At 34.2% G+C, this 12803-nt stretch carries 14 protein-coding genes; 11 read left to right on the forward strand and 3 right to left on the reverse strand.

Annotated elements, in window-relative coordinates:
* The first annotated feature begins 43 nt into the window (after nt 1-43).
* The 7 genes from ICN45_RS08265 to ICN45_RS08295 are packed head-to-tail and all read left to right on the forward strand — an operon-like array spanning nt 44 to nt 6978.
* A complete protein-coding gene (locus tag ICN45_RS08265; RefSeq protein WP_216175192.1) occupies nt 44-715 on the forward strand; it encodes a class I SAM-dependent methyltransferase in 672 nt (223 codons plus the stop codon).
* Nucleotides 716-762: 47 nt separating this feature from the next.
* On the forward strand, nt 763-1995 hold the full coding sequence (locus tag ICN45_RS08270; RefSeq protein WP_216175193.1) for a class I SAM-dependent methyltransferase: 1233 nt from the start codon (nt 763-765) through the stop codon (nt 1993-1995).
* A gap of 6 nt (nt 1996-2001) precedes the next feature.
* Nucleotides 2002-2949 carry a GDP-mannose 4,6-dehydratase gene (locus ICN45_RS08275; RefSeq protein ID WP_216175194.1) on the forward strand — a complete coding sequence of 316 codons (948 nt, stop codon included), beginning with the start codon at nt 2002-2004 and terminating at the stop codon, nt 2947-2949.
* Complete coding sequence (locus ICN45_RS08280; RefSeq protein ID WP_216175195.1) at nt 2942-4222, forward strand: hypothetical protein; 1281 nt, start codon at nt 2942-2944, stop codon at nt 4220-4222. Before ICN45_RS08275 ends, ICN45_RS08280 begins: the two co-directional genes overlap by 8 nt.
* Nucleotides 4179-4919 carry a hypothetical protein gene (locus ICN45_RS08285; RefSeq protein ID WP_216175196.1) on the forward strand — a complete coding sequence of 247 codons (741 nt, stop codon included), beginning with the start codon at nt 4179-4181 and terminating at the stop codon, nt 4917-4919. The genes ICN45_RS08280 and ICN45_RS08285 overlap by 44 nt, the downstream gene beginning before the upstream one ends.
* A gap of 7 nt (nt 4920-4926) precedes the next feature.
* Nucleotides 4927-5706, forward strand: a complete 780-nt coding sequence (locus ICN45_RS08290; protein WP_216175197.1) for a glycosyltransferase — start codon at nt 4927-4929, stop codon at nt 5704-5706.
* 6 nt (nt 5707-5712) lie between these two features.
* The gene (locus ICN45_RS08295; RefSeq protein ID WP_216175198.1) at nt 5713-6978 is read left to right on the forward strand and encodes an O-antigen ligase family protein; all 1266 of its coding nucleotides are present in this window, start codon (nt 5713-5715) and stop codon (nt 6976-6978) included.
* A gap of 58 nt (nt 6979-7036) precedes the next feature.
* Here ICN45_RS08295 and ICN45_RS08300 read toward each other — a convergent pair whose 3' ends face one another.
* The 3 genes from ICN45_RS08300 to ICN45_RS08310 all read right to left on the reverse strand — a co-directional run bounded on the left by ICN45_RS08300 (nt 7037) and on the right by ICN45_RS08310 (nt 8852).
* Nucleotides 7037-7492: a class I SAM-dependent methyltransferase gene (locus ICN45_RS08300; protein ID WP_216175199.1), complete on the reverse strand. Its 456-nt coding sequence runs from the start codon at nt 7490-7492 to the stop codon at nt 7037-7039.
* A gap of 39 nt (nt 7493-7531) precedes the next feature.
* Nucleotides 7532-7810: a hypothetical protein gene (locus ICN45_RS08305; RefSeq protein ID WP_216175200.1), complete on the reverse strand. Its 279-nt coding sequence runs from the start codon at nt 7808-7810 to the stop codon at nt 7532-7534.
* A gap of 244 nt (nt 7811-8054) precedes the next feature.
* Nucleotides 8055-8852 carry an FkbM family methyltransferase gene (locus ICN45_RS08310; RefSeq protein ID WP_216175201.1) on the reverse strand — a complete coding sequence of 266 codons (798 nt, stop codon included), beginning with the start codon at nt 8850-8852 and terminating at the stop codon, nt 8055-8057.
* 89 nt (nt 8853-8941) lie between these two features.
* On the opposite strand from ICN45_RS08310, the gene ICN45_RS08315 reads away from it, so the two are divergent.
* The 4 genes from ICN45_RS08315 to ICN45_RS08330 all read left to right on the forward strand — a co-directional run bounded on the left by ICN45_RS08315 (nt 8942) and on the right by ICN45_RS08330 (nt 12801).
* Nucleotides 8942-9757: a glycosyltransferase gene (locus ICN45_RS08315; RefSeq protein ID WP_216175202.1), complete on the forward strand. Its 816-nt coding sequence runs from the start codon at nt 8942-8944 to the stop codon at nt 9755-9757.
* A gap of 22 nt (nt 9758-9779) precedes the next feature.
* Nucleotides 9780-10817, forward strand: a complete 1038-nt coding sequence (locus ICN45_RS08320; protein ID WP_216175203.1) for a glycosyltransferase family 4 protein — start codon at nt 9780-9782, stop codon at nt 10815-10817.
* Nucleotides 10818-10821: 4 nt separating this feature from the next.
* Nucleotides 10822-11829 (forward strand): NAD-dependent epimerase/dehydratase family protein, encoded by a 1008-nt coding sequence (locus tag ICN45_RS08325; protein WP_216175204.1) that lies wholly within the window; start codon nt 10822-10824, stop codon nt 11827-11829.
* A gap of 195 nt (nt 11830-12024) precedes the next feature.
* A complete protein-coding gene (locus ICN45_RS08330) occupies nt 12025-12801 on the forward strand; it encodes a class I SAM-dependent methyltransferase (protein WP_216175205.1) in 777 nt (258 codons plus the stop codon).
* Nucleotides 12802-12803: the final 2 nt, after the last annotated feature.

Genomic DNA, 12803 nt, shown 5'->3' on the forward strand with positions numbered 1-12803 from the left:
TATATAGTAGTATTAATAAAAACTTAAATAATACACATTAATTATGAGCAACACTATAGTTCTTGACAAACTAAGAAGAAATAAAAACTATAGTTCTTTTTCAAAGAACATAAGAACTATTGGAGTTAAAAACTATTTCTCTCAAGCCGGTCAAGATTTATTTGTTCTTGCCATGCTAAATAATAAAGAAAATGGGACTTATTTGGAGATAGGGGGGGCTGACCCTTTTGACTCAAACAATACATTTTTGCTCGAGTCAGTTTTTGGTTGGACTGGATTTTCTATAGAATTTAATGCTGAGCTATCAGCTAAATACAGCAAGCTCCGAAATAATATTTGTATCTCTGCTGATGCCACAATATTTGATTATGAAGCCCAAGCTAAGCTACTTCATTTTCCAAGTCAAATTGATTATCTCTCAGTAGATATTGATCCAGCAGAGAATACTTATGCAGCACTTATAAAATGTCCATTTAATCAATATAGATTTTCTGTAATTACTTACGAGCATGATGCATACTCTAGTGGAGATGCGTATGCAAACTTATCAAGAAAATTCCTGAAAGATAGGGGTTATAGATTGGTGGCAAAAAATGTGAAATGTTTCGGTAGGGCATTTGAAGATTGGTGGGTTGATCCAAAGATCGTTGCTGATTCAATTTGGATGCCGTATCAATCTGAAGACGCTGAATTTAGTTCAATATTTTGTAATTAGTAAAAATTTAATAGGCATTAGGATTAATACGTTAACTCTGGAAAAAAATGAAATATTCACAAATAGATAGATGTAGAATCAGCGGTAGTCAACATCTTATTCCGGTGCTTGATTTAGGTATTCAATCGCTAACAGGCGTCTTCCCTAAAGCTGAATCTGATCAAATTACAGCGGGCCCGTTGAGATTAGTTTTATGCCCAGATAGTGGATTACTGCAACTGAATCACACTTATGACTTGGCTGAGATGTATGGTGATAACTATGGTTATCGGTCTGGGCTTAACGCATCTATGGTGCAGCATTTACAGCAAAAAGTAAGATTTTTACAAAAGATTTGTCCCGCTACATCAGGCGACTTTGTTCTTGATATTGGCAGTAATGATGCAACTTTATTAAAAGCATATGATTGTCAGGGCGTTAAAAGGATTGGCATTGATCCAACGGGCGAGAAGTTTAAGCAGTTTTACGATAATGGATTAGAGTTAATACCAGAATTTTTTTCTTCATCTGCATATTTTAAGAGATTTGATAAAAAGCCAAAAATAATTACATCAATCTCAATGTTTTACGATCTTGAGGCGCCAATGGAATTTGTGCTTGACATAAGCAAAATATTACATGATGAAGGCGTTTGGCATTTTGAGCAAAGCTATATGCCTACAATGTTGCGTATGAATTCATATGACACAATTTGCCACGAGCACCTCGAGTATTACTCGCTCAGTGTAGTAAAAAAGCTCCTTGAAAATTGCGGGATGAGAATAATTGATGTACATATGAACTCAATTAATGGCGGTAGTTTTGCTGTTACAGCAGTTAAGCGCGCATCAAAATTAAAATCAAACGATGCTGTCATTAATTGGATGCTGGACCAGGAAGATAGAATGGGACTTCATACGCCCCGTCCTTTTAGGCAATTTGAGGAAAGAGTATTTGAGCATAGGCAAAATTTAGTACAACTAATAAGGGATTTAAATTCTGACGGCAAAAAAGTGATGGGGTATGGAGCCTCTACCAAGGGCAATGTTTTGTTGCAGTTTTGTGGATTTACATCAAATGATATTTCGTGTATTGCAGAAGTAAATCAAGATAAATTTGGAAGCTTTACGCCTGGATCTAAAATTCCAATTATGAGTGAAAGCGAAGTTAAAAGAATGAAGCCAGATTATTTGCTTGTAATGCCATGGCATTTTAGAGATCATATTATTAGAAGAGAGGCGGAGTATTTGGCTTCAGGTGGAAAGCTAATTTTCCCAATGCCAGAGATTGAGATAGTTTGACGAAATATGCCCAAGGTAATAATCATTGGAAGTGAGGGTCAAGATGGCAGATTACTTACAAATAGCCTAATAGATAGTTGCTCAGATGTTTTGGGAATCGGAAGAAATAGCGTCAAAAAAAATGGCTTATGTGATTACGGTAATTCAATTAATATAAGCTGTGCTGAGCAGGTTAAAGACTTATTGAGTGACTTTAACCCTGATGAAATATATTATCTAGCGGCGCATCACGTATCATCTGAGGAGGGTAAAAACTCCTTAAATATATACGATGAATACATTAGATCTAACTCTACCCATGTTATCGGACTGCTGAATTTTTTGGACGGGATGCTAAAAGTTTGTGCAAGTAGCAAGCTTTTCTATGCTTCATCATCTCTAGTGTTTGGTGATGCCAATTCTGCAACTCAAGACGAGATGACTGCCTTTGATCCTCAGGGGATTTATGGGATGACTAAAATGCAAGGCATATTACTCTGCAAAGAATTTCGGACCAAGCATCATATATTTGCATCTTCTGGCATTCTGTACAATCATGAATCAAAGTTCAGATCTGAAAAATTTCTTCCTATCAAAATTATTAAAACAGCACTTAGAATTTTAAAAGGATCAAATGAAAAATTAGTGGTTGGAAATTTAGATGCTGTAGTTGATTGGGGACATGCAGCGGATTATGTCGAGGCGTATCAACAAATATTAAAGCTAGATAAATCTGGAGAATATATAGTTGCTTCTGGTGAAGGGCACTCGGTACGTGAATTTATTGACATTGTTTTTAAATATTTAGGGATAGATATTGCTTCAAACGTAGTTGTCAATCAAAGTATTTTGACCAGAAATCCGCCAGCTAGAGTAGGAGATGTGAGGAAGCTAATGCGCGACACTGGATGGCGTCCGAGTTCAAACTTTAATGATTTTGTCATTAGACTAATAAGTGAGTTGCAAAGTGCATAAAAACACTAATAATTCTAAAAAGAATTTAATTGTACTTAACGACCTAAGAGCGACACCAGTAATTTCATCAATTAAGCTGAGATACTTAGTTGATAATGCAGTTTTGGTGGCGCATGAGAGTATTTTTGAAAACAAAGAGTACGCAGATCATACACATTTAGCATGGAAAATTTTTCTAAAATACCTCCTTTTGATTTTTACAGATCTTAAAATAATCAAAACTGTTGCAAATGAATTGAATATAAATGATGGAGATATGGGTTTACAGTCATCTCTCTATTCTATTACCCAAGATTCCAATTCTTCTGAACATAGTCATCCAGATATTTATTACCAGCTTAAAAAATTAGTTCTTGGGGCAAAGGACATTATTTCTTATGTTCAGAAAAATAATTTTTCTAATATATTTATTTTTAATGGTAGAACGGCATCTAGTTATTTGATTACAAAATATTGTGTAAAAAATAATATAAATATTTTATACATTGAGTATGCTGGTCATGCTAATGGGTTTAGATTATTTCCCGTGCCTCCACATGCATCAATGCGCATTGGAGTGTTGATGCTTAATTATTATAGATATGGAATATATTCAATCGAAAATCTTTACAAAGCTTCACGAAGTCTTATTGGTGAAAAACTAAACTCTCCTTATGCAAAGAAAAATAAATTAGAGACGAAAAAAAATTATGATATTTGTGTTTTTTTAGGATCGGATTTTGAATATACAGCAGTAGATACGGAAATCTGTGGGGTTGAGTGGAGGGGTAATATTAAATTTTGTGAATCTGTATTTGGAAAATATGGATTAAGTAAAACTTATGTAATTAGATGTCATCCAAATTCAGAATTAGATCCAAATTGGCCTAGATTATTTAAGCAGTTAGAGCTTTTTTTAGAGAGATCTGGGGCTAATGTTGATTTGATAGGCCCTAATGAGAGGATTGATTCTCATATGCTCATACAAAATAGCTCTCTCATTGTTACTGATTTGTCTACTATAGCATTGGATGCCATTTTACTTGATAAACCTATTGAAATTTATGGTAATACGGACATAAAATATATATATAATAATGAGTGGATGCGAGATTTATCAGGGGGTAAGATCAATCTTATGATTGCTGAGCCATTTTCTTTGGTCCATAATTTTTTAGTATTCCGATTTACTGGCATAGATAAATTCTTATGGAAAATTATGTTTTATATTCATAGGGGATTTGAGAAGTATGCTGAATGGGATAAATTTAGGAATAAAAAATCTTATTCTTAAATATAGGTGGCCGCTTCTTGAATTAATAGATCCTGATTATTCATACTCATATAAATGTAAATACTTATTTTTTCTGGAAAATAATCTGGAAGCATTTTCGCTTAAGAATAAGAATTTTAAAACACTAGAAATTATAAATTCAAGCTTTGAAAAAGACTTGATTGCTAATAATCTTGTAAGCGGCGGCTTTGCTCATGAAGTCCATATAGCTAATTTTTTTTTTAGCACTCTTAGACTTGTTGATATTGATCTAGCTACAAAAATCAGATCAAACAATCCTACCGCTGGATTGTTCGGTAGTGATCAAAGGCAGAATTTATCTTCATTGAAATTTAAATCTCATGCTGAATTGTGTGAACATCTTCTTTTGCCTGCAAGTAGCTATCCTTTGGTTATATTGCATTATCATCCCCAGCTGATTGAAGTCCTTGAGAATGTTTCATTTTTAAACTCGTACTATATTCTTTTGTTAAATAACAATGAGGGGTTATTCTCGACTGGCAATAATCAGATACGGACTTATTTAGCCAATAAGGGCTTTATATTTAAATCCAGGATGAATCAGGCTGCTGATTTTTTTGTCGCCTCTAATGCAATTAATGGGTTCCCTAAAGAGTTGTTTATTCAAATTGGAACAACTCGCTTGCAGAAACTGGTATCTCTGCCTCCTGATGGCGACTTTACTAGGTTTAGGTAGTTAGGTAATGAAAAATAAAATTTCTATTTATTTAGAGGTATATAACGAAGCTCATAGACTCCAAAAATGTTTATCTTCGTTTCAATGGGCGGATCAAATTGTTATTTTTGTTAAGAAGTCTGATGATGACACTCTTGAAATTGCTAAACAATTTGCTACACATGTTTATGAGGTTGATTATTGTGATGGAAATGAAAATTTAATATCTAATATTAATTCTCACACCTGGAATGAGTGGATTTTATTTTGTACTGCTTCCAGTGCTATGGATGATTCTTTAGTGCCTATGGTGGTGGAAAAAACTAGTGGAGAATTTGAGTATGATGCAATTGGGCTACCATATAAAATGACTGTCTTTGGTTTAAGTAACAAGTGTTCACCATGGGGGGCAAAATACAAATATGGACTTATTAGAAAAGCCTCTCTTGTAGTAAGTAGTAAGTTACATCAAGAATTTTCATGGACGGGAGATAGGATTGGAGTTATTGAAGTACAGTCTACAGATGGAAGATTTCATCATAATACCCACCAGAATTTAGATGAATTTTTTAGCAAGCATCTTCGTTATATTTCCCTTGAGTCAGACCAATTTATTAGTGAGCATGGAGACAAAGCTTATCGGTATGCTCTTGTAGACTTCCTTAGATCAATAGCGTTTGTATCAATTAAAAGAAGATCAATTTATCGAGGGAGGGATGGATTCGTAATGAGCTTAGCGTATGTCTCTTATTTTTTTAATAGATTGTTAAGTGTATGGTTTAAGCTACGTAGCAATAAAAATATTTAGCATTGAATGAAAAAAGATTATTTATATATTGCCCTGATCTGGGTATTATTTACAAGCACAGCACCATTTGAATTTTATTCGATTATTCCGAATCATCCTTACAAAGTTCTAGCAGCAATCAGCTCATTGCTAATTTTATATTTTTCGTTTAAAAAAAATTTTTACAATAGTGGCGGTATTATTTTTGCGCTATTAATAATACAGATTATCTATAGTCTTCTCACAGTTTTAATACATTTAATTTCGTTTGATGAATATCAATTCAATGATTTAGGTATTTACCTTAATTTAACTATTCAACTTTCAGTAGTATTTATTCTCTATCATTTTATATGTTTGTATAAATTAAATAGGCCGCTGGCAATATCGATAATATATATAGTATCAATCATGTCAATTTTTGGATGTCTTGTATTAATATTGGGTATTACGATTAATATTCAACCTTTTTCAAAATCATTGCTAGAGGGTCATAGGGATATTTTTAACTATGGATTAACATTTTCTTCTAGCATTTCAAATTTCGAATCATTCTCTATTATAAGATCAGCTGGATATTTTGATGAGCCGGGGACAATGGCAACTTATGTATTGTTAGCAATATTATTAAATAGACTATATTTGTACTCCAAAAATATGGAAAAGATTCTAATAATAACTGGTTTTTCAACATTATCTATGGCGTATATGATAATAGTTTCAGTTTACTTTTTTAGTATTCTTCTTTTTAAGAAAAATTATCTGAAAATTTTATTTATATTGGTAATGGTATTTGCGGTACATTTAATTATCTATGCTTACAAAGATGAGTCAGTTTTGGTGCATGGAGTTTATGAGTTAACTTTTCAGAGGTTCGAAATTGCAACACAGTCTGATTCTTTTGTTCAGGGGGATAACAGAAGCGCAAACTTATCTAATGCATACCGAGCATTTTTAGACGCTCCTTTTTTTGGCTATGGAATGAGTGCCCATACCAATGAAAAAATTGAATACTTTGGAAAGCTTTGCTGCAATCCTTTGCACCCATTTGCAACTGAGGGAGTGGTGGGCGTAGCTATATTTTTTTCCATATTTATTTATTGGTCTATTCTTGTATTTAAAACAAAGCCTCTTGATAAAGTTGTTCTTTTATGCTGGCTGGTTGTGACTTTAAACTTATTGCAGAGACCTGGTTTTAATGCCGGCTCCTTTGGCACCCTTTACTTCATATTCTTAGTTGATGCAACTAGATGGAGATATGCGAATATTAAAAATTTGCGGATGACGTGGTAGCGATGTTACTGTTCAATTTGAATTGTTAATGAAAGCAGCGGTCGAATTGATTTAATTCCTACAAAACTATGTATGAAATCCAAGGATCAAACAGAAACCTATTTATTATGTATTTGTTTATTCCTATAATCTCGTGAAGAGCAAGTGTCTCGCCAGGAAATGATTCGCAGTTGATTTCGTCGAATGCCACTATTGCGCCTTTTGGCATACGAGGTAAGAATAATTCAGGGGCCCTTTTTGTTGGCTCATACAAGTCAAAGTCGAGGTAGAGCAGTGAAATAATTGTATGCTGATTGCTTTTCAAGTATTGCTCAGCAGTTACATTAAAGCCTCCTTTTACAAGACTCACATTTTTAATGTGTGACAAATGTCTTTCACTGTTATATTTTTCGATAGACAGTTCTATTTCTTCAATGCTGCTACCCTTTAAGTCACCTTCTTTGCTAACTAAGACGCCAGTGTTGTCTGCGCTATTAACGCTTGGGAAGCCTTCAAATGTATCAAATCCAACCATTTTTCTGTTGTAGTTTGTGAGTTCATAAATGTTAGATAACTATTCCCAAGTAAATAAGCCTGCTCCGTTGAAAACACCGAATTCTACGATTATGCCGTTAGTATGAAGTATTTGTTCAAAAAGATTTTCTTTCGCGATGAAGCATGCTAATGAACGTTTAATAGAAAAGCGAGGAAAGCTTTCCAGCTTATCTAAAAATGAGATATTTGATTTTTCAAATGCTTGCTCCGCCAAGCTGTAAGCATTTTTGTCTTTTGCACTATGTCTGCCTTCGTATGGGCCATTAGGAATGGCTAAGGCTTTGCTCTCTTTTGGCATTGCCGTTGCTTTTAAGTTGGTTGTTTATGTATCTATTCTAATTTGGCTTAGTTGCTTCACTATGGTATTTTCTTATCAGCATAAGTTGTAGGCTAATGGCGTGTTAAATTTATAATAACCTATGCGCAGAAGAGATTTTTAAAAAACAATGTGGTACTAGCGGCAGACTTTGATTGCATATTCATTCATATAGCCATGTTTTAAACTGTGCAAATATAAGTCTACATTTTTTAAAATGTCTAATCTAGAGAGGATTAGCGTAGTCTTTTATGTACCAATCATCAAAAAGTGATAAATCTTGGTGAACTCGTTTGTAACCATTATTTTTTAGCAATTTATAAATATTCTCTCTCGCATCATCGTTAAAGTTGTGTTCGCAAGAAATCACACGAAAAGTGTATTTCGTAAAGTCGAACTTTGAAAGTATTTCAAATTCACTTCCTTCGGTATCAATGGACATATAATCAATTGTAGATGGAGCATCATATTTCTCGAGGAGGTCTACCAGCGAAATTGTTTTTACCTGGTAATCTTTGTAGTTTAGTCTGTGGTTCTGATGTGAGTCGCAATCAGCAAAATCTTTAATGGTCGACAATTCTGCAATTGAGGTTTCTCTGAATGTTATGTTTGAACCACTTTCACTCCAAACTGCCATAGTCTCAATGTCTACATTCCTATTGCTTCTAATGCTTTTGTGCCATACATGTGCAGGTTCTGCGATGATTCCAGTCCAGCCAAAGTGTTTTTCTAAAATGTAGGTATTTGAGTAGGTTATGCCATCCGACCCACCAAACTCTACAAAATACCCATTACGTTTAAATTCTAGGTGAGATAAAACAAATATATCTTGCCTTAATTGAGATTTAGAATCATCTAAAATTTTTAATATTCGTGATGTGTGGGACTCTGGCAAAGCTTTGATAATTTTTATATCGCTGACATTTCTTTTGGTCTCCATTAAAAGCTCAAGAGTTTTAATGTTTATAATAGCGACTCCAAATAAGGCAAAAAATTTTTTGATATAAATTTTAGGTGACAACATTTTATAATTTTTATGTTTGTAAGTTAAGAAAAAATTTTGAAGCTTGCCAGCCAAAAATAAGTATTAAGAAAGCATAATGTAATACTAGCATGAAAATTACCATTATCACCTCAACATATAACTGCGGCAATCTAATTGGCTTTACTGCTGATTCAATACGCATGCAAAATAATAAAAATTTTCAATGGATTGTTGTTGACGGTATGTCGACAGATGAAACAAGCTATCACATAAATTTAAATAAAGATTTAATCTCTGTACTCATACAAGAAGTTGATAATGGCGTCTACGATGCTTGGAATAAAGCATGTGATTATATTGCCGGGGATTGGGTTATTTTTTTGGGGGCGGGCGATACTTTTGTGAACGGTAATGTATTGACTGAATTTAGTCAATTTTTAAAAAGTATATCCATTGATATTATTGCAATTTATGGAAATGTTGAGGTTCTCAATGAGATGGGTGAAATAAGATACATCGATTCTCTAAAGAACCTAGAAAAATTCAAATATGGAAGACCAATTCTTCCCAACCATCAAGGAGTTTTTCATAGTAATAGTTTATTTAAGGGCAGCCAAAAAACATTTGATGATTCCTTAAAAATTGCTGGAGATACTAAATTTCTTCTTGAGGCTTTGAGGGTGGGTAAATTTGAGCATATCAATCTTAATGTTACTAAGATGATAGGTGGAGGGATCAGCAATAGTCATAGAAATATATTTTTAGCAAGAAATGAAATCAGAGAAATATGTAAGCAATTAAAAATACAAGTACCAATTTATCACCTTTTTGTATCTGACATTAGCTGGATTATTATTTATTGCTACAATTTGATTGTGCCAAAAAATATTAAAAAAATCACGCGAAAATTTATTGATATTTACAGAGGGTCAATTAGTAAATGATTGCCGATACTGCTAAACCAGTATGAATAAATTAAGATTTATTCATCTTATTCCTGAGGATAGGGTGGGTGGCGTAGAAGTTGCTGCTAAATCTTTTCCATTTTTTGAAAATGATATTTTTAAATATTCAGTTAAATATATTTATGATTACCCTGAATTAAGATCCGATATTTTTTTTTCATTGTTTAGGTATTTAAAAATAATATGTTTAGCAAGAAAAATTTCTAAGGGTGATGTAAACGTTATTATTGTCTCACTCTGGCGTTCTTGTTTGTGCGGGTTATTAATAAAGCTATTCAATCCTAAAATAAAACTTATTACTTTTTTACATTCCTGTAATGATGTTCATTTCGTTGATTATCTTCTAACACGTATTTCAGTTTTATTTTCTTTTCGTATTTTTTCTGATTCAGCCGCTACGATACTTCAACGCCTTCCTTGGCTTTCTTCGACTAGGGTTGATATAGTATCTTTTGTAATAAATAGATACTCTAATTCTCTGTCAAAAAATGCCACTCCATCCTTCATCTTTTGGGGTCGCTTAAGTAAAGAAAAGGGATTAGATATTGCAATAGATTTTTTTTATACAATTTATAGAAATTATGAATATGCAAGCTTTTTAATTATTGGCCCGGATTGCGGAGTTTTAAGCTCCCTTAAAACACAAGTAAAAAGTTTGAAGCTGGAGTCTTCCGTGATTTTCTCTGGCCCTTTATCAAGTTCAGAGATAGTTAAGCGCGCGAGTATGGCATCTTTTTATCTTCAGGCAAGCCATTATGAGGGCATGGGTATGTCTGTTGTTGAAGCTATGCAGTTGGGTCTAGTTCCGGTTGTTACTCCAGTGGGACAGATTGCCTCCTATTGTAAGGATGGCTATAACTCAGTTTTTCTCAACAACAAGAACTCCCTTAAAGATGTTTTATTTGCTATAGAGAATGTTGATATTTACCATGCCTTAAGCCAAAACTCAGTTACTACTTGGAAGAATCACCAGATTTATTCTGAGGCAATGATTGCTGCATGTGAGAAAATTGCAAAATTATTAGAGAAAACTGGTTGAAATTGTGAAAATACTTATAACTGGAGCAGCAGGTTTTATCGGGTCAGCCTTAGCTCTAAAATTGCTGTCTCGAGGAAATGTAGTAATTGGGATTGATAATCACAATTCATATTATGATCCGAAATTAAAGGAGGATAGACTCGCAAGGCATAAAGATCACGCTAACTATACCCATTTGCGATTCGACATTTCTGATGCAGGATTATTGGAGAAATGTTTTATAGACCATAGGCCAAATATCGTAGTAAATCTCGCTGCCCAGGCAGGAGTTCGTTATTCTGTGGAGAATCCTTATGCTTACTTAAATAGCAATATTGTTGGCTTTTTAAATATTCTTGAGTCATGTCGTCATCACGAGGTAAGTCATTTGGTATACGCAAGTAGCTCAAGTATCTACGGGGCAAATACCTTTATGCCTTTTTCTGAGCGAAATAATGCCAATCATCCCTTAAGCTTTTATGCGGCAAGTAAAAAATCTAATGAACTAATGGCTCATTCATATAGCAGCCTCTATGGCCTACCTACTACTGGTTTGAGATTATTTACAGTTTATGGCCCATGGTCGAGACCTGATATGGCGCTATGTAAATTTGCTGATGCCATGATGACTGGAAACCCCATTCAATTGTATAACTATGGGCAACATAGAAGAGACTTCACTTATATTGATGACGTGGTTGAGGGGATTATCAAAGTCTTGGGTCAACCTGCAACTTCTGACGGCTCATGGAACTCTCGGGATCCGGATCCAAGCTCAAGTGTAGCCCCTTGGAGGATTTATAATCTAGGAAGTGGTAATCCTGTGGAATTAAATAAATATGTGGCTGCACTTGAGCTGGCTCTCGGGATTGAGGCGAAAAAGGAGTATTTGCCCATGCAAGCAGGAGATTTGCATGAAACCTTTTCAGACAATGCAAGCTTTTTTAAGGATTTTGGATTTATGCCTAAAACTCATGTGGAGGAGGGGGTTAAGATCTTTTCTGAGTGGTATTTAGGTTACATGAATAAATAATGCCTGCCTCCCTATTTTTGCATATTGAATACTTAATTATCACGATGATATGTTTTTCATCAAGGCATATTGTTTATGAGAGCTAATTGGCTTAGTCTTCCTTGGAGGCTCCGATTATTAATAAAAATTATCTTATCTAGACTACCGTTCCCTTATTCATTTTGGAAAAAAATAGGGATTTTTGAACACGGGGATATGAATAATTTCCATAAAGCAATTACCCAATTTCTTGAGCATGCCAGCACTGCTAGTATTTTGGAGTCTACTGATATAGGATCTGGCGATCTAAAGTTCAAAAATTATCTTACGGTATTAGAACTTGGCCCTGGAGACTCCCTAATCTCAGCAGTTATTGCAAAATCTTTGGATGCTAAAAAAATTTGGCTGGTTGATGCAGGAAATTTTGCCGGCTATGAAGTGGATAATTCAAGTATGAGCACTGCTCTTAGAGCTCAAAATTTATCTGATCCTCTATTCGGTGTAACAAATGTTTCATTGAGTGAATATTTGCAAATTTGCAACTGTGAGTATTTAACACAAGGCCTGAACTCGCTTATAAGTATTCCAGATGGCTCAATTGATTATTGCTTCTCAAATGCTGTTCTAGAGCATGTTCAAAAAAAAGACTTTTATAGAACCATTACCGAACTTTATCGTTTGCTAAAGCCTGGGGGGATTTGCGTGCACAGAGTTGATCTGAGAGACCACTTAGGGGGCGCGCTTAATAATCTCCGCTTTACAGAAGCTACTTGGGAGAGCTCCTTGTTTGCTAGTTCTGGTTTTTATACTAACCGCATCCGTTTTGGCGAGATGTTAAAGTTTTTTGAGCAAGCTGGTTTTTTAGTTAGAGTTGAGAATAAAAAAAACTGGGAACATTTGCCAACAGCTCGTATTTCTATGGATCAATCTTTTTCTTCCTTACCGGTCGAAGATTTAAGGGTTCAAGTTTTTGACTTGATAGCCATAAAATAAAG

The sequence above is a fragment of the Polynucleobacter alcilacus genome (assembly GCF_018881545.1).
In the GTDB taxonomy this organism is placed as follows: domain Bacteria; phylum Pseudomonadota; class Gammaproteobacteria; order Burkholderiales; family Burkholderiaceae; genus Polynucleobacter; species Polynucleobacter alcilacus.

Bases quoted from the DNA above. Each gene is read 5' to 3' on its own strand.
- ICN45_RS08270 (WP_216175193.1), top strand. From the start codon at position 763: ATGAAATATTCACAAATAGATAGATGTAGAATCAGCGGTAGTCAACAT.
- ICN45_RS08315 (WP_216175202.1), top strand. From the start codon at position 8,942: ATGAAAATTACCATTATCACCTCAACATATAACTGCGGCAATCTAATT.
- ICN45_RS08275 (WP_216175194.1), top strand. From the start codon at position 2,002: ATGCCCAAGGTAATAATCATTGGAAGTGAGGGTCAAGATGGCAGATTA.
- ICN45_RS08290 (WP_216175197.1), top strand. From the start codon at position 4,927: ATGAAAAATAAAATTTCTATTTATTTAGAGGTATATAACGAAGCTCAT.
- ICN45_RS08295 (WP_216175198.1), top strand. From the start codon at position 5,713: ATGAAAAAAGATTATTTATATATTGCCCTGATCTGGGTATTATTTACA.
- ICN45_RS08330 (WP_216175205.1), top strand. From the start codon at position 12,025: ATGAATAATTTCCATAAAGCAATTACCCAATTTCTTGAGCATGCCAGC.
- ICN45_RS08305 (WP_216175200.1), bottom strand. From the start codon at position 7,810: ATGCCAAAAGAGAGCAAAGCCTTAGCCATTCCTAATGGCCCATACGAA.
- ICN45_RS08310 (WP_216175201.1), bottom strand. From the start codon at position 8,852: ATGTTGTCACCTAAAATTTATATCAAAAAATTTTTTGCCTTATTTGGA.
- ICN45_RS08300 (WP_216175199.1), bottom strand. From the start codon at position 7,492: ATGGTTGGATTTGATACATTTGAAGGCTTCCCAAGCGTTAATAGCGCA.
- ICN45_RS08285 (WP_216175196.1), top strand. From the start codon at position 4,179: ATGCTGAATGGGATAAATTTAGGAATAAAAAATCTTATTCTTAAATAT.
- ICN45_RS08265 (WP_216175192.1), top strand. From the start codon at position 44: ATGAGCAACACTATAGTTCTTGACAAACTAAGAAGAAATAAAAACTAT.
- ICN45_RS08320 (WP_216175203.1), top strand. From the start codon at position 9,780: ATGAATAAATTAAGATTTATTCATCTTATTCCTGAGGATAGGGTGGGT.